This window comes from Streptomyces sp. NPDC048111 (assembly GCF_043202815.1).
Classification (GTDB): domain Bacteria; phylum Actinomycetota; class Actinomycetes; order Streptomycetales; family Streptomycetaceae; genus Streptomyces.
The window spans coordinates 42,874-63,397 of sequence record NZ_JBIDBD010000005.1 but is presented as its reverse complement, the minus strand read 5'-3'; the positions used below and the strand labels follow the sequence as shown (position 1 = coordinate 63,397).

The following is a 20,524-nucleotide window of genomic DNA, read 5'->3' as shown; positions in this document are numbered from 1 at the left end:
TGCAGCGGGTTGCATCGGCGGAGCCCTGGGGCTGCGCCCCAGACCCCCTGAGGGGCTCCGCCCCTCGGACCCCGGGGGGTTTGCCCACCCGCCCGCCCGTGCGGGGGGTTGGAGGGTGCCGGGCCCTGGGGCTGCGCCCCAGACCCGCTGAGGGGCTCCGCCCCTCGAACCCCGGCGGGGGCTGCGCCCCCTGCACCCCCCTTCGCGCCTGAACGGCGCTCGTCCTCAATCGCCGGACGGGCTGAGGTTGCCCGATGCGGGCCAGCACCGGTGCTGTTAGGGGCGCGGGGAACTGCGCGAAAAGCGACCACGGTCCGCACACGACCGGGGGGTGAAGGGGCGCGGGGAACTGCGCAAGGCAGGCTGTGCCACACGTGCGGGCCAGCACCGGTCCTGCCAGGGGCGCGGGGAACTGCGCGAGCCAGGCTGTGCCACACATGCGGGCCGGTACCAATCCCGCCAGGGGCGCGGGGAACTGCGCGAGAAGCGAGCACGGTCCGCACACGACAGGGGGTTAAGGGGCGCGGGGAACTGCGCAAACCCCGGGCACCCCCAGCACCCCCAGGGACCCGGGCACCCCCAGCACCCCCCCGGGGCCGGGCACCCCCAGCACCCCCAGGGCCGGGCGGCCCGAAGCGGGCCAGGTTAGAGGGTTGGCAGGGTGGGGCCCTGGACGGTTTGGATGTCCAGGGTGATCTGCAGGGTCGTCCCGATCGCGGAGATCCCGGCCTGCACCACCTGGTTGTACCGCATGGCGAAATCCTCCCGCCGCAACTCCCCCGTCGCCCGGTACGCCGCCCGCACCCCGCCCCACGGATCGGGCCCCGTACCCAGGTACGACAGGTCGAGGTCCACCTCGCGGACCACCCCGTGCAGGGACAGCTCGCCCCGTACCGTCCAGCGGTCCGGCCCGGCCGGGGTCAGGGCCGTGCTGCGGTAGGTGATGTCGGGGAAGCGCTCGACGTCCAGGAAGTCGGGGGACTTCAGGTGCCCGTCGCGCATCGCGTTCCCCGTGTCGATGGACGCCGCCTTGATGACCGCCTCCACCCGCGACTCCTCGACGTCCTCGGCGATCTCGACGCGCCCGCCGAACTCGGCGAACCGTCCGTGCACACTGGAGATGCCCAGGTGCTGGGCGACCGCGCCGACCGACGAGTGCACCGGGTCGATCGTCCAGGGCCCCGGCGGCGGCAGCTCGACACCGCCCTGGCGCGCCAGCACCACCGTGCCGACCGAGGCCCGTCCGCTCGCCGTCACCAGCGCCGTGGAGGCGGCCGGCGCGTAGCCGACGGCGGTCACGATCACCGTGTACGCACCGGGCGCGAGGGCCGTGTCGGCCGCGACCGAACCGTCCTCGGCCGCCGAGGCGCGCAGCACCTGCGCCCCCGTCATGTCGGTCATCGTCACCACGGCGTGCGAGACGGCCCAGCCGTCGCGCGTGCGTACCTGTGCCCGCAGTCCCATCCCGTTTTCTCTCCTCGCGTTCAAAAAGGTCGGGCCCCGGGGCGGGGACGGCCGGCCGTCCCCTGCCCGCCGCCCCCGCACCCGGGGCCCATTTCCACGCCGGTCACGGCCGCCTCCGCTCGAAGCGGGCCGTTCCCGGGGGTCTCGGTCGGTCCGAACTACTCGCCGGGGTGGGCGAGTTCGATGTCGTGGCCGTCGACACCGCGGCCGGCCACGGTCAGCGAGCCGGCCACCGGCGGGTAGCCGGTCGCGATGACCGTGTACTCACCGGAGTTCAGGTCGGCGAAGGCGTACGCGCCGTCGTCGCCCGTCGTCGCGTTGGCGACCACGTTGCCCGCCGCGTCCAGCAGCGTGACCCGGGCATCGGCCAGCGGACGCCGGTCGACGCCGCCCCGGATCGTGCCCTGGACCAGCGCGCCCGCCTGGAGCGCGGCCTCGACGCGGGTCACGCCGTAGCCCGCGATCTCCACCGGCAGCGCCAGCGGCCGGAAGCCGTCCGCGTTGACCGCGACGGTGACCTGGCCGGGCACGAGCTCCCCGAAGGTGAACTCACCCGTCGCGCCGGACTTGCCGGTCGCGAGCAGGTCGCCGCGCACATCGGTCACGATCACCATCGCGCCCTCGACCGGCGCGCCGCTCTCGGCCGCCTTCACCGAGCCGACCAGGCCGCTGGTGCCGGACAGGAGGATGTCGTACGCGAGTGCCTCGGCGCCCACCACGATGGTGGAGGCCTGCGGCTGGAAGCCGTCGGCCGCCGCGATCAGCACGTAGCTGCCGGCGCCCGGGGCGGCGAGCAGGTACCCGCCGTCGGGCCCCGCCACCGCGCGGCCGAGCTGGCTGCCGCCGAGCGAGATCAGCGTGACGGCGGCGGAGGCGACGGGCGCCCCTTCGGCGGCGCGGACCGTGCCGCGCACCGGGATGCCGTCGAGCACGGGAGCGGTCACGGTCTCGGCCACCGGGGCCTGGACCGCCGCCGGGGCGGAGACCTGCGAGGGAACCGGGGCGGCGGCCGGGGCGGCGGCGGGCGCCTCCTCGGACTCGGCGCCGCCCACCGCACGGGTACGCAGCGGGATCTCCTTGATGAAGAGGGTGATCAGGAAGGCGAGCAGCGCGCACGGCGCCGCGTACAGGAACACGTCGCCGACACCGTGTCCGTACGCGCTCTCGATGACGGTACGGATCGGAGCGGGCAGCACGGACAGGTCCGGGATGGTGCCGGAGCCGCCGGCGCTCTTGGCCGCCGCGGCGCCCTGCGGGCCGAGCGCGGTGAGGCCTTCCGTGACGTAGTGGCCGACCCGGTTGGCCATGACCGCGCCGAGCGCCGAGACGCCGACCGCACCACCGAGGGAGCGGAAGAAGACGACGACGGACGAGGCCGAGCCGAGGTTCGCGGGTGAGACCTGGTTCTGGGTGCACAGGACCAGGTTCTGCATCATCATGCCGATGCCGAGGCCCATGAGCGCCATGTAGATCGCGAGGTGCCAGTACGGGGTGTCGTAGCGCATCGTGCCGAGCAGACCGAGGCCCGCCGTCACCAGCACACCGCCGCTGACCAGCCACGCCTTCCACTTGCCCGTCTTGGTGATGACCTGACCGGAGACGGTGGACGCGACGAAGAGTCCGCCGATCATCGGGATCGTCATGACACCGGACATGGTCGGCGTCTTGCCGCGCGCCAGCTGGAAGTACTGCGAGAAGAACACCGTGCCCGCGAACATCGCGACACCCACGAAGAGCGAGGCGAGCGAGGCGAGGGTGATGGTGCGGTTGCGGAACAGGCGCAGCGGGATGATCGGCTCGCTGGCCTTCGACTCGACGAGCACGAACAGCGCGCCGAGCACGATCGAGCCGCCGACCATCGCGTAGGTCTGGCCCGAGATCCAGTCGTACTTGTCGCCCGCGAAGGTCACCCAGACCAGGAGCAGCGAGACCGCGGCGCTGATCAGGACGGCGCCGCTCCAGTCGACCTTGACGTCCCGCTTCACGACGGGGAGCTTCAGGGTCTTCTGCAGCACGATCAGGGCGATGACCGCGAAGGGCACGCCGACGTAGAAGCACCAGCGCCAGCCGAGCCAGTCGGTGTCCGTGATCAGACCGCCGAGGAGCGGGCCGCCGACCGTCGCGACCGCGAACGTGGCACCGAGGTAACCGCTGTAACGGCCGCGCTCACGCGGCGAGATCATGGCGGCCATGATGATCTGGGCGAGCGCGGAGAGGCCGCCCACGCCGATGCCCTGGAACACGCGGCAGGCGATCAGCATGCCCGAGCTCTGGGACAGACCGGCCACGATCGAGCCGGACACATAGATGACCAGGGCTATCTGGACCAGCAGCTTCTTGCTGAACAGGTCCGAGAGCTTGCCCCACAGCGGGGTGGTCGCGGTCATGGCGAGCAGCGACGCCGTCACGACCCAGGTGTACGCGGACTGACCGCCGCCCAGGTCGCTGATGATGTGGGGCAGGGCGTTGGAGACGATCGTCGAGGACAGGATCGCGACGAACATGCCGAGCAGCAGCCCGGACAGCGCCTCCATGATCTGCCGGTGAGTCATCGGCGCGCCACTGTCGGAGGGCGCGTGCCCTCCGTGCTTGGCGTGGCCGCCCCGCACACCGGCTGGTGTGGTCGTAGCCATGAAGTTCCTTGTCTTGTCTGTCGGTTGGTTCGGTGTACGGGTCGTGCGAGTCGTGCGGGTCATACGAGTCGTGCGGGTCGTGCGGGTCACGCGGGTCGTACGGGTCTGGGTGCCGGGTCCCGCCGGGCGGGGTCCGCTAGGCGGGGGTCCGCTCGGCGGGGGTGCGGTCGGGCGGGGTGGGCGCGGGCGGGGTGCGGGTCTCGGGGGGCCGCACATGGGGTGCCCGGCAGTCCCCGAAGGAGTCGCGCAGACGGGCCAGCATCGTGTTGAGCTGCCCGACCTCGTCGTCGGACCAGTCCTTGAGGGTGTGCGCGAACATCTCCGTGGTGCGCGTCCCCAGGGCGTCGATCATGACCTGGCCCGCGGGGGTGAGCCGCAGGATCCGCGAGCGCTTGTCGGCGGGGTCGGCGGACCTCTCGATCCAGCCCCGCTGCGCGACGTGCGCCACATGACGGCTCGTCACCGACATGTCCACCGCGAGGAGTTCGGCGAGTCTGCTGATCCGCATCTCACCGTGACGCTCCAGGAGGGTCAGCACGGCGGCCGAGCCGGCCGGGCACTCGGGCGGCAGGATCCGCGCGAGCCCGCGCTTGACCGCGCCGATCGCGCTGAGCTGCCGGGCCAGCTCCTCGTAGAGGCTCTGCGCGGCCATGGACACCTCCGAAATCTTGTTGCTTCGGGCAACCATAAGATTGTTGGTTGCCGAAGGCAAACTAAATCCGGCCCTGTGCAGCAAAGGAATAGCAAAGCCTTTCCGGGGGGCTTTCCCGAAGGGCGGGGCCTGCCTGGCGCGGCCAGGCTTCCACCCCGCCACCCGCGCAGTTCCCCGCGCCCCTAGGGGGTCGGACTTGCCGGCGCCGTCAGCCACCGGCCCCCAGGGGCGCGAGGAACTGCGCGAGGAGCGAGCACGGTCCGCAGGCGAAGGCGTGGTCAGGGGCGCGGGGAACGGCGCAGAAAAGGGGGGCCCACCGCCGAGGGGAGGCGAGGGCACGGGCCCGCAAGGGGCCCGGGGTTGGGTCAACCCCCCATCTTCGCTAGGGTCCTGCCCCATGGCACACAACCCCCCCGCCCCCCAGGGCCCCGAGGGCAATTACGACCCCGCGGGCTCCACGCAGATGTTCCGCGCCTTCGTAGACGAGGGCGCCCCCCAGACCCGCCAGCAGGCCACCCCCGCCGCGACGGCCGCCGGCCCGCGCGTGGGCCTGATCGTCGGCATCGTCGCCGTGATCGTGGTCCTCGCGGCGGTGGCCTGGCTGGCACTGGGCTGACCGAGGGCGCGAGGGGTGGCCCCGGGCAGTCCGGAGGCCGCCCCGGTCACCCCCAACTGGCCGTGACGGCCCGCGTCTCCACATGCATCCCCATCGGCACCCGCCACGCCTCCACACACACCCCGTACGTCCGTGAGACGGACGCCCCCGGGGCAATCGGCAGGGGCAGCGGCTGGGTGGACTTGATGGTGGCCCAGTCCACCCCGAGCAGCCCGATGATGTGCGTGGCGAACATGACGCTGCCCGACGTCACCGCCGTACCGCCCGTATTGCTGAACCGCACCGTGACGTTCTCGCACCACCGGTGCTCCCCGGCCGACCGGCCCGGCGCCCCGACCGTGAGCACCGCGGGCCCGGCGGGCGTACCAGGGGCGGGGGCCGAGGGCGTACCGGAGGGCGGATGAGAGGCTCCGGACGACCCGGACGATCCCGAAGTCCCGGACGATCCCGAAGATCCAGGCGCCCCCGAAGGCCCAGGCGTCCCTGAAGCGCCACCCCCGCTCCCGCCACCCGGCACCGAACCCCCCGAGCCCGCACCGGAGTTGGCGGCATTCGGGCCCGCCGGTGCCCCGCCCGCAGGCACCCGCCCCGTGGCTCCACCGGCCCCGGGCGAAACCCCGGGCACACCAGAGGAACCAGCCGCACCAGAAGACCCGGCCGCACCGGCCCCACCAGCCGCACCGGACGGTGACGGCACCCCCGCCCCGTCCAGCGGCACCAGCTCCACCTTGCCCAGCGGCGGCACCGCACGGCCCGGCACCGAGGGCCCGGCCCCCACCGCCACGTACCCGGGCCGGTGGCCGTCCCCGGCACAGGCGGCGAGCGCACCGCCGAGGCCCAGTACCACCGCCGCCGGAACACCGATCAGCGCAGCACGTCGTCGCATCGCGCCAGTGTGTCTGACGGGGCGTCAATAAGCCACAGGGGCGGCCGAGTTACTGGCGGGCGCGAGCCGGTCCGTCCGGGCTCGCTCAGTCGGAGATCAGGCCCTCGCGCAACTGGGCCAGGGTGCGGGTGAGGAGCCGGGAGACGTGCATCTGGGAGATGCCGACCTCCTCGCCGATCTGCGACTGCGTCATGTTCGCGAAGAAGCGCAGCATGATGATCTGCCGCTCTCTGGGCGGGAGTTTGGCGAGCAGCGGCTTCAAGGACTCGCGGTACTCGACGCCTTCGAGCGCCGTGTCCTCGTACCCGAGCCGGTCCGCGAGCGAGCCCTCGCCGCCGTCGTCCTCGGTGGCCGGCGAGTCGAGCGAGGAGGCGGTGTAGGCGTTGCCGACCGCGAGGCCGTCGACCACGTCCTCCTCGGACACCCCGAGAACGGCCGCGAGTTCGGGGACCGTGGGCGAGCGGTCGAGCTTCTGCGCGAGCTCGTCGCTGGCCTTGGTGAGCGCGAGCCGCAGCTCCTGGAGGCGGCGCGGAACCCGCACCGACCACGAGGTGTCGCGGAAGAAGCGCTTGATCTCGCCGACGACCGTGGGCATCGCGAACGTGGGGAATTCCACGCCCCGTTCGCAGTCGAAACGGTCGATCGCCTTGATCAGACCGATCGTTCCGACCTGGACGATGTCCTCCATCGGCTCGTTGCGGCTGCGGAACCGGGCGGCGGCGTACCGCACCAGGGGCAGGTTGAGCTCGATGAGGGTGTCGCGTACGTACGTACGCTCCGGGCTGTCGGTGTCCAGCGTGGCGAGGCGCAGGAACAGGGAGCGGGACAGCGTGCGGGTGTCGATGGCTGCGGTGTTTGCGGCGTGTCGGTGCACGGTCGGTGCGGGTGCGCTCTTGGTGAGCGTGAGCACCTTCGAGCTGCCCTGTTCTGCGGACATGCCAACCCCCTTGAAGTAGCGGCGGTCGCGGACGGTCGCGTCGGGCCACGACCATTCGGAGGAAGCAGCCTCCACCTGAATACCGGAGGCGGGGCTGCGGCAAACGCGGTTTCAGCAGAATGTCACATGTCGGCAACACGCTGTAGTGACATGTCGACAAGGGGAACCCGAGTACCCGCAGGAAGCGGGGGGTGTGGGGTTTTTCGCCCGGAAATTTTTTACCCGGCAAAGAAACGGGCTCGGCTCACTCGAACCGGTTATGCCTCGATTCGATTTGCGGACCGCAGCCGCGCGAAGCTCCTGGCCAGGAGCCTTGACACGTGCATCTGCGACACTCCCAATTCCTGGCTGATCTGGGACTGCGTCAGATTGCTGTAATAGCGGAGCATCAAGATCCGCTGCTCGCGTTCGGGCAGTTGTACGAGCAGGTGCCGGACCAGGTCGCGGTGTTCCACGCCGGCGAGGGCCGGGTCCTCGTAACCGAGCCGGTCGAGCAGGCCGGGCAGTCCGTCGCCCTCCTGGGCGGCCTCCAGGGACGTCGCGTGGTACGAGCGCCCCGCCTCGATGCAGGCGAGCACCTCGTCCTCGCCGATCCGCAGCCGCTCGGCGATCTCGCCGGTGGTGGGGGAGCGCCCGTGCAGCGTCGTCAGGTCCTCGGTGGCGCCGTTCACCTGCACCCAGAGCTCGTGGAGCCGGCGCGGGACGTGCACGGTGCGGACGTTGTCCCGGAAGTAGCGCTTGATCTCGCCGACGACGGTGGGCATCGCGAAGGTGGGGAACTGGACGCCGCGGTCCGGGTCGAAGCGGTCGATCGCGTTGATCAGTCCGATGGTGCCGACCTGGACGACGTCCTCCATCGGCTCGTTGCGGCTGCGGAACCGGGCGGCCGCGTACCGCACGAGCGGCAGGTTCGCCTCGATCAGGGCGGCGCGCACCCGGCCGTGCTCGGGGGTCCCGGGTTCGAGCCCTTTCAACCGGCCGAACAGGACCTGGGTCAGGGCGCGGGTGTCGGCGCCCCTGGTGGAGGTTCTGACGGGGCCCCTGGGGCCCTCCGGGGAGTCCTGGGCGGGCACGTCCGGGGTGTCCTGGGAGGGGGGTTCGTTCTGGGGCGGCACTTGAGGCGTAGTACTGGCCGGCACGGTCACGCCACCCCTTAGTCCTCGGTCGTGGTCCTCGGTCAACTCATCCGTCAAAAGCGGTCATAGCATCACAAGACAGGCCCACTGTGTGCAAGCACCGTATAACCACGTGTTGAGGGCAAGTTGGGGCATATGGCCCCGGTCGGAGGGCTGTTGGCGCACCAAAAAGCCCCGCACCTCTCGGGCGCGGGGCGGGGGCCGGACGTGTGCCGGACGTGTGCCGGCCGGGGCTCAGAACGGATAGTCGGCGATCACCCAGGTGGCGAACTCGCGCCACTGCCCGGCGGCGGCCTGGTGGGCGGGGTGCTCGACGTACCGCTTGAGGGCGTCCTCGTCGGCGACGGCGGAGTTGATGGCGAAGTCGTACGCGATCGGCCGGTCGGTGATGTTCCAGGCGCACTCCCAGAACTCGATCTCGGGAACGATCCCGTCGAGCTCCTGGAAGGCCTTCACTCCGGCGACCACGCGCTCGTCGTCGCGCTGCACGCCCTCGTTCAGCTTGAACAGGACCAGGTGGCGGATCATGGACTCTCTCCTACGGGTACGACCCTGCGGTGCGGTTCGGCGGTTCTGCGGTCGCGGTGGAGGTCACGGAGGGACGGCGGCCGGCCGGCCGCGACCGCGCGACCCCGGCACGGGACTCAGCGGACCAGGTTGGTCATGAACGCGCCGACGCCCTTGGCCGCACTCGATATGCCCTCGAACCCGGTCTGGACCATCCCGGCGGCCTGCACCGGCGACGTGATGATCGTGTACAGCACGAACACCACGGCGATGTAGAGCAGGACCTTCTTGATGTCCACTGTGCCAGCCCTCCCCGGCGCCACCCCTGTGCGGTCGGGTGAGTCTAACCGCCACCCGTCCCGTACTCACCAGGCCTTTAAGGACCAAGGACCCGGTGAACGGGGCCCTTTGCCCGACGGTACGGACGTGGCGGGAGAGCAGGATGGTTCCTGAGCCCACCGCATCTGGCAGGAATGCGGCGGGCCAGGAACAGGACCTCACTGCGGGGTCCGCGCCGCGAGCTTCCCCCTGACTGCGGCGCGGACTTGCAGGTTCTGTTCTCATCGGGGGGAGCGGCTTGTCCCCCCGATGCCGCTCCCCCCGCCCCAACGCCCAAGCCCCGGTCGCCCTGCGGCCGGGGCTTTTCCGTCCCGGCGGATCAGCCGAGCTGTTGGAATCCCGACCAGCCGGTTCTCGTCGAGGTACGGGCTGTCGGACCCGAAGCACCACCAGAGCTGGTCACCCTCCTTGACCAGCAGGTCGGCATGGCCGGGTACGTCGATCGTTCCGTCGGCGTCGCCGACGGCGAGGATCTGCGAGGCATCCGACCAGTGATTCGCCCAGCCGACTCCGTTGCTTCGGGTAGACGGCGGGGGTCTTGCGGCCGTCGGCCGGCCCCAGTCCTACGAGGTCCTCGAAGCCATCGTTCGTCCAGTCGCCGCGATGGGTGACGGAGCCTCCGTTGAAATTGGTGTTGCCGCCGCGGACTCCGGGTCCCATGTACCCGTTGCCCTTGCCCGTGTCGCTTGGCGTAGAAGCGACAGGTGGTTCCGCCGGACCTGTTGCCCGCCTTGTCGACGCTGCGCACCCCGAGCGCGTGAGCTCCGTCCCGGCCAGGCGCACCTCTACCAGCAGGCCTCTGCGCTGGTGTGGGGCACGCTGGGATGATGATCTGCTGAACCGTGTGCTGCTGCTCGAAAACCGCGCAGCAGCACACGGAAGGCACGAAACCCTGGAGTAGTTCAATGCCCGGATGTCCTCTAGCAGCCGAGGTGCAGATCCTTCACATCCCTCTGGTTGCCATGTGTGGAATCGTCGGGTTGATGGGGTTTTTGGTGTGGGACGCATTGAGGCTTCCCGCAGGACTCTGGTTCCGCTGGTTGATGCCGTTCGGCTTCATACCCCTGCTGGCAGGGATCGAGCTGAACTGGATCTGGTTGATCCTGGTCGGTGCCGCGATCATGGCAGCGGGGCTCGGCCTGGGGAAGAACTGGCGTCAGAAGGACCGGCGTGACGCGTGATATCGGCTGAACGTCGGCTCTGACAACCGAAGTTCATGTCGGCCGGCCCTCGTTCGCCCGCGCCCCCGGGAGGACGAGGGCCGGCTTCCGTGTCGTGTGACGGTCCGCTCAGGCGCGTCTGTGGGCCGACGGGGAGCAGATTGCCCGCCAGACCGGAGCGGTCCTCATGAGGCGGCACGCACGGGTCCAGGCAACACGAAGGGCCCGGTTCACATGAACCGGGCCCTTCGTCCTGCTGGCGGTAGCGGAGGGATTTGAACCCTCGGTGAGTTTCCCCACACTCGCTTTCGAGGCGAGCTCCTTCGGCCGCTCGGACACGCTACCGAGAGAGAGCTTAGCCCAAGGTGGGCCGTGGTTTGAAATCGGTTCGGCGAGAGGTGGGTCACCGCTGCCGGAAGAAGGCCGTGAGCTGCGCCGAGCACTCCTCGTCGAGGACGCCGGCGATCACTTCGGGGCGGTGGTTGAGCCGCTGATCGCGCACCAGGTCCCACAGCGATCCGGCGGCTCCCGCCTTCTCGTCGCGGGCGCCGTAGACGACCCGGTCGATCCGGGACTGGACGATCGCGCCCGCGCACATCACGCAGGGCTCAAGGGTGACGACGAGCGTGCAGCCCACCAGGCGCCACTCGCCCGTGCGGGCGGCCGCGCGGCGGATGGCGAGGATCTCGGCGTGCGCGGTCGGATCGCCGGTCGCCTCGCGTTCGTTGTGCCCGGACGCGAGGAGCGAGCCGTCCGGGCCGAGCACGACCGCGCCGACCGGCACATCGCCGGCCGACTCGGCCTGTGCTGCCCCGGCCAGGGCGGAGCGCATCGGCTCCGCCCACCGGTCGCGTACGGGGTCGTGCGGGTGGAGCACTAGCGGACGGCCTCCAGGACCTCGGCCGCGCCCAGCGCGTCCGCGATCGTCACCAGGGCGTCCGAGTCCAGGGCCAGCAGCCGGCCCTCGCTCACCCCGAGGTCGGCGAGGATCGCGCTCTCGCCGAGCGGGCCGGCGGGAGTGGCGCCGTCGGAGGGGTCGCCTCCGTCGGGCTCGTCCACGGAGGCGGTGCCCTCGTCGTCGTAGCCGTCCTCCGTGCCGTCGAGGTCAAGGGTGTCCAGCTCGTCCTCCTCGTCGTCCTTGTCGTGGCCGAGCAGTTCGTCGGTGAGCATGGCCCCGTACGAGGAGCGGGCGGCGACGGCGGCGTTGGAGACGAAGACGCGGGGGTCCTCCTCGCCGTCGACGCGGACGACGCCGAACCAGGCGTCCTCCTGCTCGATGAAGACGAGCACCGTGTCGTCGGCCCCGTCGGCTGCTGCTTCCCGGGCCAGGTCGGCCAGATCCGACAGCGTCTCCACATCGTCGAGCTCTGTGTCGCTCGCTTCCCACCCGTCTTCGGTGCGCGCGAGCAGTGCGGCGAAGTACACCGTGACTCTCCCACTGGTCATAGGCGTGCCGGTTGGGGGTCCCCCCGGCTGTGGCTTCCTTCGGAATCGTGGCAGAAAACACCGCGGTTGCGAGAGTTCTTCCACGGTTGCGTTTTTCCGGTCGCCACGATCCCGCGCTCCGACGCCTCGTGACCAAGGGTTCCGCGACCCCGTCGGCGCGCGCCGCGACGCGCCGCGAACGGCGGTCCGTACCGCCGTGGTCGCGGGTGCGCGCTCAGCCTGAACACGCGCTCCAGGGCGCGGGGTTCACCGGTCGGCGGGGGCCGGGGCACACCTCACCAGCGGAACGTCCGCATGCGCATGGCCTGGCGCATCCGGGCCGCGCGGGCGCGCCGCGGCTGGACCCGGTCGCGCAGGGCCTTGGCCTCGTGCAGTTCGCGCAGGAACTGGGCGCGCCGCCTGCGGCGCTCCGTGTCGCTCTCCGGTTGTCGCGCTCGGTCGTGCTCGTCCGGCATTGGCTCACACCGCCCCGGGTCGGTTCGTGTTACCCACCTTCCCCCCGTTCGGGTGCTTGACGCCAACACGACCCGGCGGCGTACGGCAGGTCACGGAGCACGGGCAGGTGGGACGCGGGGCCGCTACTCCCCGGTTACTGTGGACGTCATGCGGATCCATGTCGTCGACCACCCTCTCGTGGCGCACAAGCTCACCACGCTGCGCGACAAGCGCACCGACTCCCCGACCTTCCGGCGGCTCGCCGACGAGCTGGTCACCCTGCTCGCCTACGAGGCCACCCGGGACGTGCGCACCGAGCAGGTGGACATCGAGACCCCGGTGACGCCGACGACGGGCGTGAAGCTCTCGTACCCGCGTCCCCTGGTCGTCCCGATCCTGCGCGCAGGTCTCGGCATGCTCGACGGCATGGTGCGCCTGCTGCCGACCGCCGAGGTGGGCTTCCTGGGCATGATCCGCAACGAGGAGACCCTGGAGGCCTCCACGTACGCGACGCGCATGCCCGAGGACCTCTCCGGCCGTCAGGTGTACGTCCTCGACCCGATGCTGGCGACCGGTGGCACGCTCGTCGCCGCGATCCGCGAGCTGATCAAGCGCGGCGCGGACGACGTCACGGCCGTGGTGCTGCTTGCCGCCCCCGAGGGCGTCGAGATCATGGAGCGCGAGCTGGCGGGCACGCCGGTGACCGTGGTGACCGCCTCGGTCGACGAGCGCCTGAACGAGCACGGCTACATCGTGCCGGGCCTGGGCGACGCGGGCGACCGGATGTACGGCACGGCGGACTAGCGGACCGGACGACGGCGGACTGGACGACGGCGGACTGGACGACGGCGGACCGGGCACGGCGGACCGGGCACGGTGGCGTGGCCCAGCCGCCCTGCGGCCTGCGGGTCTGCGGTCCGGCGGGTGTGCGATCCGGCGGGTGTGCGATCCGGCGGGTCTGCGGTCCCGCGGGGCCGCCGCTGCGCTGCGCTGCATGGTTTCGAGGGCGTCCTCACGCGGGGACGCCCTCGGCGTTTCAGCGTTTCAGCACGTCAACAGCATGTCAGCGCTTCAGCACTTCCCGGAGGGCGCGGGTGCGGGCCTGGCCAGGGCGGCCAGGGCCGTGTCGGCGTCCTTCGGCGCGTTCAGGTTCGCGAACGTCGTGCCGATGATCAGGTCGACGTCGGGCGACTCGCGCTTGTCGACCTTCTGCGTCGCGCCCTTGATCTGGGTGCCGAGTACGGAGAAGGGCCCGCGGGTCGCCGAGGCGGCGCCGAGCAGCACTCCGTTGCCGGGCACCTTCTTGTCGTACTCGGCGGGGGCGTTGCCCACCTTGCCGATCGCGAAGCCGCGCTTCTTGAGCTCGTCGGCGACCGATTTGGCCAGACCGCCGCGCGGGGTCGCGTTGTAGACGTTCACGGTGATCTGCGCCGGCTTGGGCAGCGCGGCGGCCACCACGGGCGCGCCGGAGGCCGCGGGGGCGGGGCAGTCCTTCTTGTGCGCGGCTGCCTTGGCCCTGTCGCCGCCGCCCCCGAACACGTCGATGAGCTGGACGGTCCCCCAGCCGATCAGACCGAGGGCCACCACCGCGCCGACCAGCGCGATGACCAGCCGGCCGCGCTTGCGGGGACGACGCATCCGTGGGTAGGCGTCACCCTTGATGCGGTACTTTCCGCCCATGCCGGGGGGAGTGAGCATGCTCATAGGCGCAGGGTAGTGCCGACCCGGAGCGATGCCTACTAAATGATCAACGGTTGGCGCGCGTGTGCGTCCGTATGCGCGGCAAAGGGTCCGAAAGGCCCACCCGGCTGTCGGACTCAGTCCATTTCGAGTACGCGGGCGTGCAGGACCTGGCGCTGCTGGAGCGCCGCCCGTACCGCCCGGTGCAGCCCGTCCTCCAGGTAGAGGTCGCCCTGCCACTTCACGACGTGCGCGAAGAGGTCGCCGTAGAACGTGGAGTCCTCGGCGAGGAGGGTCTCCAGGTCCAGCTGTCCCTTGGTGGTCACGAGCTGATCGAGCCGGACCGGGCGCGGCGCGACATCCGCCCACTGCCGGGTGCTTTCCCGGCCGTGGTCGGGGTAGGGCCGCCCGCTTCCGATGCGCTTGAAGATCACACGGAAAGCCTACCGGGCGAGCGGCTCCGGGCGCAGCCATGGAGGCCGAGTGCAATCCTGGGCAAAATGCCTCGAACCCGACGCAGGGGGCTCGTCATGACCGATAGCGACCGGACGACGCCCGCGCCCGGGCCCGTAGGTGCGGCGGACCCGAACGACCCCGGAGCGCGGAATCCCGCCCCGGCGCCCGACCCCGATTCCGCGCCCCCCGCTGATCCTTCCGCGCCGGGTGGCGGGCCCTCCGCGTCGGGCGCCGGTCCTTCCGTGTCGGACGGCAGGCCATCCGCGCCGGGCGGCGATTCGGCGGTGACGGGGGGCGGCCCGGGCGGCGACCTGGGGGGCGGGCAGCCGAGCGGGCACCCGTCCCCTTCCCCGTCACCGTCGGCGCTCGGGCCCGAGGCTGCGGCGATCGCGGCGGGATACGGCTTCACGGGTCCGGCGATGGAACTGGGCGCGCTGCTGTGGGACGGCCAGTGCCTGCCGGACGCGCCGGTCCGGATCCCCCTGTCGATGCTCAACCGGCACGGCCTGGTGGCCGGCGCGACCGGCACCGGCAAGACCAAGACGCTCCAGCTCATCGCCGAACAGCTCTCAGCCAATGGTGTCCCGGTCTTCCTCGCCGACGTGAAGGGCGACGTGTCCGGCATCTCCGCCCCCGGCACCCCGAACGACAAGGTGGCCGAACGCGCGGCGCAGGTCGGCCAGGACTGGGAGGCGGCCGGCTTCCCCTGCGAGTTCTACGGTCTCGGCGGCATCGGCCCCGGCATCCCCCTGCGGGCCACGGTCACGAGCTTCGGGCCCGTCCTCCTGTCGAAGGTGCTCCAGCTCAACCAGACCCAGGAGCAGTCGCTCGGCCTGATCTTCCACTACGCGGACAGCAAGGGCCTCGAACTGTACGACCTGAAGGACCTGAAGGCGGTCGTCGGCTTCCTGGTCTCCGACGTCGGCAAGGCGGAGTTGAAGGGCATCGGCGGCCTGTCGTCGGCCACCGCGGGGGTGATCCTGCGGTCGATCACGGCGTTCGAGCAGCAGGGTGCGGAACCGTTCTTCGGGGAGCCGGAGTTCGACACGAGCGAGCTGCTGCGCCTGGCGCCGGACGGCCGCGGTCTGGTGTCCGTCCTCGAACTGCCCGCGGTCCAGGACAAGCCGCAGCTCTTCTCCACCTTCCTGATGTGGCTGCTGGCCGACCTGTTCCAGAAGCTGCCCGAGGTCGGCGACGTGGACCGCCCCAAGCTCGTCTTCTTCTTCGACGAGGCGCACCTGTTGTTCAGCGGCGCGTCGAAGGCGTTCCTGGAGTCGATCACGCAGACGGTGCGGCTGATCCGCTCGAAGGGCGTGGGCATCTTCTTCGTGACGCAGACCCCGAAGGACGTCCCCGGCGACGTCCTGGCCCAGCTCGGCAACCGCGTACAGCACGCGCTGCGCGCCTTCACGCCGGACGACGCGAAGGCCCTGAAGGCGACGGTGCGCACCTTCCCGCACTCCCCCTACGACCTGGAGGAACTCCTGACCGGGCTCGGCACGGGCGAGGCGGTGATCACGGTCCTGAGCGAGAAGGGCGCACCGACCCCCGTGGCGGCGACGAGGCTGCGGGCCCCCCAGTCCCTGATGGCCCCGATCGACCCGGCGGCCCTCGACCAGACGGTCAAGTCCTCGGTCCTGTACGGACGTTACGCGGAACCGGTGGACCGGGAATCGGCTTTCGAGAAGCTGACGGCGGAGGAACGGGTGAGGGAGGAGGCGGCGGTGACGACGGCCCTGGACCAGCCGTCCCCGTCCGCGAATGCCCCGTCCCGCGGGAAGAAAGAGGAGGCGTCGCTGGCGGAGCAGGTGGTGGGGAGCGGGATCTTCCGGTCGCTGGCGCGGTCGGTGGGGACGCAGTTGGGTCGGGAGATCTCGCGGTCGATCTTTGGGACTCGGCGGAGGTAGGGGTTGCTGGGGACCTTTCTTTCCCCACCCCGCCCCTTCCCGAGACCCTCCGGGGGTGTGGGGGAGGGGTGGGGGGAGTGGTGTGGGGTGGGTGCTCGGGCAGGTTTGTGCGTCGGGGGCGGCGGGGGTGGCGGGGGCGTTGGTGGTGTGCGGACCGTGCTCGCTTTTCAGGCAGCGCCTCGCCTGCTCCCTCAACAGGCTTGGGCCGCCTGGGAATTGAGCAGTCCGACGCGCCCCTCGGCCCCCGGTCATCTGCGGGCCGTGCTGGCTTGCTCGCGCAGTTCCCCGCGCCCCCAACCCCTCGGTCGTCTGCGGACCGTGCCCGCGTCTCGCGCAGTTCCCCGCGCCCCCGACAGGACCGGCGCCGACCCGCACGTGTGCCCCAGCCTGCCTCGCGCAGTTCCCGCGCCCCTAACTGCACCGGTGCTGGCCAGCATGCGCATCCTCAGCCCGTCCGGCGATTGAGGACGAGCGCCCTTCAGGCGCGATAGGGGTGCAGGGGGCGGAGCCCCCGCGGGGTTCGAGGGGCGGAGCCCCTCTGGGGGTCTGGGGCGCAGCCCAGGGGCCGGGCCTATCCAACCCGTCACGGGCGGGCGGGTGGGCAAACCCCTCGGGGGGTCTGGGGCGGAGCCCCAGGGGCCGGCACCATCCAGCCCGCCGCACGGGCGGGCGGGTGGGCAACCCCCGGGGCTCAGCCCGCACCCAACCCGAGCAGCCAACAGGCCAGAACCCCGAGGCAACCCAGAACAACTACTCGGCGGAACGCGCCGCCGCCTTGGCCGCCTGCTTGTAAGCCCGCACCTTCCCCAACGACTCCACCCCCGTAATGTCCGCGACCGACCGATAACACCCCGCCTCCCCATACGCCCCCGCCGCCTCCCTCCACCCAGAGGGCCGCACCCCGAGCTGCTTGCCCAGGAGCGCGAGGAAGATCTTCGCCTTCTGCTCCCCGAAGCCGGGCAGCGCCTTGAGCCGGCCGAGCAGTTCCGCCCCGGACGAGGCGTCCCGCCAGACCCCGGCCGCGTCCCCCTCGTACTCCTCGACGAGGAACCCGCACAGCTGCTGGATCCGCTTCGCCATGGACCCGGGGTAGCGGTGCACGGCCGGCTTCTCCTTGAGGAGCTCAGCGAAGGCCTCGGGGTCGTACGCCGCGATGGCCCCGGCGTCGAGATCGTCCACGTGCATGCGCTGGGCGATGGTGTACGGGCCGGAGAACGCCCACTCCATGGGCACCTGCTGGTCGAGCAGCATGCCGACGAGCGCGGCCAGCGGGCTGCGGCCGAGCAGCTCATCGGCCTCGGGCTGCTGGGCGAGCCGAAGGGTTGTGTTCATGTCTCGATGATCGGCGCCCACGACGCGTCCCGCACACGCGGACACGACCGGCATCCCCACCCCACCAAACCCCCCACCCCCAGCCCACCCCACCCCAGCCCCCCGAAGCGAAGCAGACCCACACCCCCACTACCCCCACACCCCGTTTCCCCCCACCTCACACTTTCGTATGACAGACGTACGCCCCTCGAATGGCGCAGCTCCCCAGGGGTAGTTCGGCTCGGACCACCACCACACCCCCGCGCCTCCGCCCCCCAGGCACAACCCACACCAACGAACCCAAACCCAGCCGCACCCAAGCCAGACAGCCACACCAAAGCCATACGCACCAAAAGACAGAAGGGCCCCCAGTGACCCAGCCGTTCGTTCTGCCGGATTTCTATCTGCCGTATCCGGCCCGGCTCAACCCGCACCTGGAATCCGCCCGGGAGCACTCCCGCGCCTGGGCCCGGGACATGGGCATGCTGGAGGGCTCCGGGATCTGGGAGCTGAAGGACCTCGACGCGCACGACTACGCCCTGCTCTGCTCCTACACCCACCCCGACTGCGACGCGGAGCAGCTCGCCCTGGTGACCGACTGGTACGTCTGGGTCTTCTTCTTCGACGACCACTTCCTCGAAATGTTCAAGCGCACCCTGGACCGCAAGGGCGGCAAGGAGTACCTGGACCGGCTCCCCGCCTTCATGCCGATGGACCTCGCCGACGGCTTCCCCGAGCCGACCAACCCGGTCGAGGCCGGCCTCGCCGACCTGTGGGCCCGCACCGTCCCGTCCATGACCCACAACTGGCGCGAGCGCTTCGCGATCAGCACGCGCAACCTGCTCAACGAGTCGCTGTGGGAGCTCGCCAACATCAACGCGGGCCGGATCGCCAACCCCGTCGAGTACATCGAGATGCGCCGGAAAGTGGGCGGCGCGCCCTGGTCGGCCGGTCTCATCGAGTACGCCGCGAACGCCGAGGTCCCCGCGCCCGTGGCCGGTTCGAGGCCGCTGCGCGTCCTCACCGACGCCTTCGCCGACGCCGTCCACCTGCGCAACGACCTGTTCTCCTACCAGCGCGAAGTGGAGGACGAAGGCGAACTCAGCAATGGCGTACTGGTACTTGAGACCTTCCTCGGCTGTACGACGCAGGAGGCGGCCGACGCCGTCAACGATCTGCTGACCTCGCGGGTCCAGCAGTTCGAGAACACCGCTCTCGCCGAAGTCCCCGCGCTGTGCCTGGAGAAGGGCCTCACGCCGGACCAGTGCGCGGCCGTCGGCGCGTACGTCAAGGGCCTCCAGGACTGGCAGTCCGGCGGGCACGAGTGGCACATGCGCTCCAGCCGCTACATGAACGAGGAGGCCACCCTCGGCCCCACGCTCCTGGACGGTGTGCCCGGCACCTCGGCGCTCGACGTCACCACACTGTTCGGCCGCCCGGCCGGCGCCAGGCACCGCAGCTTCACCCATGTACCGATGCAGAAGGTGGGGCCCTCGCAGCTGCCCGACTTCGACGTGCCGTATCCGCTGGCGGTCAGCCCACATGTGGATCACGCACGTGTGGCGTCGATCGCCTGGGCCGACCGGATGGGCCTGCTCGACGACATCTGGGACGCGGAGAAGCTCGCCGGCTACGACTTCGCGCTCTGCTCGGCCGGACTCGACCCCGACGCGACACCCGACGAGCTCGAACTCAGCGCCGAGTGGCTGACCTGGGGCACGTACGGCGACGACTACTACCCCCTGGTGTTCGGCCACTCCCGCGACCTGGCCGCGGCCCGCGCGGCCAACGTGCGCCTTGAGGCATGCATGCCGGTCGACGAGCCGGCCGCGGGCCTCCTCCTCGCGCACTCCCCCCTGGAACGCGGCCTCGCCGACCTGTGGGCGCGCACCGCGGGGCCGATGTCCCCCGAGGCCCGCGCCGCTTTCCGCGGGGCGGTCGACAGCATGCTGGAGAGCTGGCTCAGGGAACTCTTCAACCAGACCCAGCACCGCATCCCCGACCCCGTCGACTACATCGAGATGCGCCGCCACACCTTCGGCTCCGACCTCACGATGAGCCTCGCGCGGCTGCGCCACGCGGACCAACTCCCGCCGGGGATCCACGAAAGCGGACCTATCCGCAACCTGGAGAACGCGGCGGCCGACTACTGCTGCCTGCTCAACGACGTCTTCTCGTACCAGAAGGAGATCGAGTACGAGGGCGAGCTGCACAACGGCGTCCTGGTCGTGCAGAACTTCTTCAACTGCGACTACCCGACGGCGCTGCGCATCGTCGACGACCTGATGCGCTCCCGGATGAGCCAGTTCCAGCACGTCATCGCCAACGAACTCCCGGTCCTCTGCGCGGACTTCGAGCTGGACGCGGCCGGTCGTCGGGCGCTCGACGCCTATGTGGCCGAACTCAAGGACTGGATCGCCGGCATCCTCAACTGGCATGCCTCGGCCCGCCGTTACGGTGCGGACGATCTGCCGGACAGTCTGCCGCACGGCCGGTTCCCCCACACTGCGGCCCGGGGCGGTGTTGCCCCCAGCTGGATGCGGCCCACTGGAAGCGGGACGTCCGCTGACCGGGTACGGCTCACGGAGGTACCGACCACTGCCCGCCCCAGCACCGGGCCTGCGCCCGTGCCCGTGCCGTCGCTCTCCGATGGGGTGTCCGCACCCACAAGCGGCCCCGTCCAGCACGGCCCCGTCCAGCATGGCCCCGTCCAGCACGGCTCCGTGCCCATGGCGCCAGCACCTATGGCGTGGGCACCCATGGCGCCAGCACCCAAGGGGCCAGCACCCATGGCTCCGGAACCCACGCCCCCGACCCCCACGTCCCCGACCCCCATGGGCCCCGCCGTACCGTCGCTGCCCCTGTCCGCCGAGTGGTGCCCCACCCTGCCCCTCCCCACAGTGGCGGGAGACCACGCCTCGTGATCCTCTGATGTGCGGGGGCCACACCCCGGGCATGA

At 71.0% G+C, this 20,524-nt stretch carries 19 protein-coding genes and 1 tRNA gene; 5 read left to right on the top strand and 15 right to left on the bottom strand.

Translation table 11 applies throughout. The features are described 5' to 3' along the window. Positions 1-645: 645 nt before the first annotated feature. The 3 genes from ACGF3I_RS11895 to ACGF3I_RS11885 all read right to left on the bottom strand — a co-directional run bounded on the left by ACGF3I_RS11895 (position 646) and on the right by ACGF3I_RS11885 (position 4,749). On the bottom strand, positions 646-1,464 hold the full coding sequence (locus tag ACGF3I_RS11895) for a YceI family protein (protein ID WP_393130733.1): 819 nt from the start codon (positions 1,462-1,464) through the stop codon (positions 646-648). A 158-nt stretch (positions 1,465-1,622) separates the two neighbouring features. Continuing rightward, positions 1,623-4,097, bottom strand: coding sequence for an MFS transporter (locus ACGF3I_RS11890; protein WP_393130731.1), 2,475 nt, complete (start codon positions 4,095-4,097; stop codon positions 1,623-1,625). Between the two features lie 136 nt (positions 4,098-4,233). Next, positions 4,234-4,749, bottom strand: coding sequence for a MarR family winged helix-turn-helix transcriptional regulator (locus ACGF3I_RS11885; protein ID WP_393130728.1), 516 nt, complete (start codon positions 4,747-4,749; stop codon positions 4,234-4,236). Between the two features lie 397 nt (positions 4,750-5,146). Between ACGF3I_RS11885 and ACGF3I_RS11880 the strand changes: the two genes are divergently transcribed. Then, entirely contained in the window at positions 5,147-5,365 is a 219-nt protein-coding gene (locus ACGF3I_RS11880; RefSeq protein ID WP_393130725.1) for a hypothetical protein, read from the top strand. A gap of 46 nt (positions 5,366-5,411) precedes the next feature. Here ACGF3I_RS11880 and ACGF3I_RS11875 read toward each other — a convergent pair whose 3' ends face one another. The 5 genes from ACGF3I_RS11875 to ACGF3I_RS11855 form a co-directional block, all read right to left on the bottom strand. Then, entirely contained in the window at positions 5,412-5,711 is a 300-nt protein-coding gene (locus ACGF3I_RS11875; protein WP_393130723.1) for a hypothetical protein, read from the bottom strand. 625 nt (positions 5,712-6,336) lie between these two features. Then, positions 6,337-7,188, bottom strand: coding sequence for an RNA polymerase sigma factor SigF (locus ACGF3I_RS11870; RefSeq protein WP_100575756.1), 852 nt, complete (start codon positions 7,186-7,188; stop codon positions 6,337-6,339). Positions 7,189-7,445: 257 nt separating this feature from the next. Continuing rightward, positions 7,446-8,261 carry an RNA polymerase sigma factor SigF gene (locus tag ACGF3I_RS11865; RefSeq protein WP_393131233.1) on the bottom strand — a complete coding sequence of 272 codons (816 nt, stop codon included), beginning with the start codon at positions 8,259-8,261 and terminating at the stop codon, positions 7,446-7,448. A 297-nt stretch (positions 8,262-8,558) separates the two neighbouring features. Further along, a complete protein-coding gene (locus tag ACGF3I_RS11860; protein ID WP_393130721.1) occupies positions 8,559-8,852 on the bottom strand; it encodes a Dabb family protein in 294 nt (97 codons plus the stop codon). Between the two features lie 116 nt (positions 8,853-8,968). Then, positions 8,969-9,130: a hypothetical protein gene (locus ACGF3I_RS11855; protein ID WP_350231602.1), complete on the bottom strand. Its 162-nt coding sequence runs from the start codon at positions 9,128-9,130 to the stop codon at positions 8,969-8,971. Positions 9,131-10,102: 972 nt separating this feature from the next. On the opposite strand from ACGF3I_RS11855, the gene ACGF3I_RS11850 reads away from it, so the two are divergent. Next, positions 10,103-10,351, top strand: coding sequence for a hypothetical protein (locus ACGF3I_RS11850; RefSeq protein ID WP_393130718.1), 249 nt, complete (start codon positions 10,103-10,105; stop codon positions 10,349-10,351). 236 nt (positions 10,352-10,587) lie between these two features. Here the strand turns inward: ACGF3I_RS11850 and ACGF3I_RS11845 are convergent. The 4 genes from ACGF3I_RS11845 to ACGF3I_RS11830 all read right to left on the bottom strand — a co-directional run bounded on the left by ACGF3I_RS11845 (position 10,588) and on the right by ACGF3I_RS11830 (position 12,231). Beyond that, positions 10,588-10,675 (bottom strand) — tRNA-Ser (locus ACGF3I_RS11845). A gap of 58 nt (positions 10,676-10,733) precedes the next feature. After that, positions 10,734-11,162 (bottom strand): tRNA adenosine(34) deaminase TadA, encoded by a 429-nt coding sequence (tadA, locus tag ACGF3I_RS11840; RefSeq protein ID WP_393131231.1) that lies wholly within the window; start codon positions 11,160-11,162, stop codon positions 10,734-10,736. Between the two features lie 44 nt (positions 11,163-11,206). Further along, positions 11,207-11,755, bottom strand: a complete 549-nt coding sequence (locus tag ACGF3I_RS11835; protein WP_393131229.1) for a hypothetical protein — start codon at positions 11,753-11,755, stop codon at positions 11,207-11,209. A 296-nt stretch (positions 11,756-12,051) separates the two neighbouring features. Next, positions 12,052-12,231, bottom strand: coding sequence for a hypothetical protein (locus ACGF3I_RS11830; protein WP_393130716.1), 180 nt, complete (start codon positions 12,229-12,231; stop codon positions 12,052-12,054). A gap of 148 nt (positions 12,232-12,379) precedes the next feature. Between ACGF3I_RS11830 and upp the strand changes: the two genes are divergently transcribed. Beyond that, positions 12,380-13,015, top strand: coding sequence for a uracil phosphoribosyltransferase (gene upp / locus ACGF3I_RS11825; protein ID WP_053725981.1), 636 nt, complete (start codon positions 12,380-12,382; stop codon positions 13,013-13,015). A gap of 267 nt (positions 13,016-13,282) precedes the next feature. Here upp and ACGF3I_RS11820 read toward each other — a convergent pair whose 3' ends face one another. Then, positions 13,283-13,915 (bottom strand): LytR C-terminal domain-containing protein, encoded by a 633-nt coding sequence (locus ACGF3I_RS11820; RefSeq protein WP_393130713.1) that lies wholly within the window; start codon positions 13,913-13,915, stop codon positions 13,283-13,285. A 113-nt stretch (positions 13,916-14,028) separates the two neighbouring features. Beyond that, positions 14,029-14,325, bottom strand: a complete 297-nt coding sequence (locus ACGF3I_RS11815; RefSeq protein WP_053725882.1) for a type II toxin-antitoxin system VapB family antitoxin — start codon at positions 14,323-14,325, stop codon at positions 14,029-14,031. A gap of 441 nt (positions 14,326-14,766) precedes the next feature. Between ACGF3I_RS11815 and ACGF3I_RS11810 the strand changes: the two genes are divergently transcribed. Next, the gene (locus ACGF3I_RS11810; RefSeq protein ID WP_393130710.1) at positions 14,767-16,254 is read left to right on the top strand and encodes a helicase HerA-like domain-containing protein; all 1,488 of its coding nucleotides are present in this window, start codon (positions 14,767-14,769) and stop codon (positions 16,252-16,254) included. Between the two features lie 750 nt (positions 16,255-17,004). Here the strand turns inward: ACGF3I_RS11810 and ACGF3I_RS11805 are convergent. Continuing rightward, positions 17,005-17,586: an HhH-GPD-type base excision DNA repair protein gene (locus tag ACGF3I_RS11805; RefSeq protein WP_393130708.1), complete on the bottom strand. Its 582-nt coding sequence runs from the start codon at positions 17,584-17,586 to the stop codon at positions 17,005-17,007. Positions 17,587-17,936: 350 nt separating this feature from the next. Between ACGF3I_RS11805 and ACGF3I_RS11800 the strand changes: the two genes are divergently transcribed. Then, on the top strand, positions 17,937-20,489 hold the full coding sequence (locus ACGF3I_RS11800) for a germacradienol/geosmin synthase (RefSeq protein WP_393130706.1): 2,553 nt from the start codon (positions 17,937-17,939) through the stop codon (positions 20,487-20,489). Positions 20,490-20,524: the final 35 nt, after the last annotated feature.

Excerpts from the sequence above, each read along its gene's own strand:
- ACGF3I_RS11895 (WP_393130733.1), bottom strand. The coding sequence starts at position 1,464 with ATGGGACTGCGGGCACAGGTACGCACGCGCGACGGCTGGGCCGTCTCG.
- ACGF3I_RS11890 (WP_393130731.1), bottom strand. The coding sequence starts at position 4,097 with ATGGCTACGACCACACCAGCCGGTGTGCGGGGCGGCCACGCCAAGCAC.
- ACGF3I_RS11885 (WP_393130728.1), bottom strand. The coding sequence starts at position 4,749 with ATGGCCGCGCAGAGCCTCTACGAGGAGCTGGCCCGGCAGCTCAGCGCG.
- ACGF3I_RS11880 (WP_393130725.1), top strand. The coding sequence starts at position 5,147 with ATGGCACACAACCCCCCCGCCCCCCAGGGCCCCGAGGGCAATTACGAC.
- ACGF3I_RS11870 (WP_100575756.1), bottom strand. The coding sequence starts at position 7,188 with ATGTCCGCAGAACAGGGCAGCTCGAAGGTGCTCACGCTCACCAAGAGC.
- ACGF3I_RS11860 (WP_393130721.1), bottom strand. The coding sequence starts at position 8,852 with ATGATCCGCCACCTGGTCCTGTTCAAGCTGAACGAGGGCGTGCAGCGC.
- tadA (WP_393131231.1), bottom strand. The coding sequence starts at position 11,162 with ATGCGCTCCGCCCTGGCCGGGGCAGCACAGGCCGAGTCGGCCGGCGAT.
- ACGF3I_RS11830 (WP_393130716.1), bottom strand. The coding sequence starts at position 12,231 with ATGCCGGACGAGCACGACCGAGCGCGACAACCGGAGAGCGACACGGAG.
- upp (WP_053725981.1), top strand. The coding sequence starts at position 12,380 with ATGCGGATCCATGTCGTCGACCACCCTCTCGTGGCGCACAAGCTCACC.
- ACGF3I_RS11820 (WP_393130713.1), bottom strand. The coding sequence starts at position 13,915 with ATGAGCATGCTCACTCCCCCCGGCATGGGCGGAAAGTACCGCATCAAG.
- ACGF3I_RS11810 (WP_393130710.1), top strand. The coding sequence starts at position 14,767 with ATGGAACTGGGCGCGCTGCTGTGGGACGGCCAGTGCCTGCCGGACGCG.
- ACGF3I_RS11805 (WP_393130708.1), bottom strand. The coding sequence starts at position 17,586 with ATGAACACAACCCTTCGGCTCGCCCAGCAGCCCGAGGCCGATGAGCTG.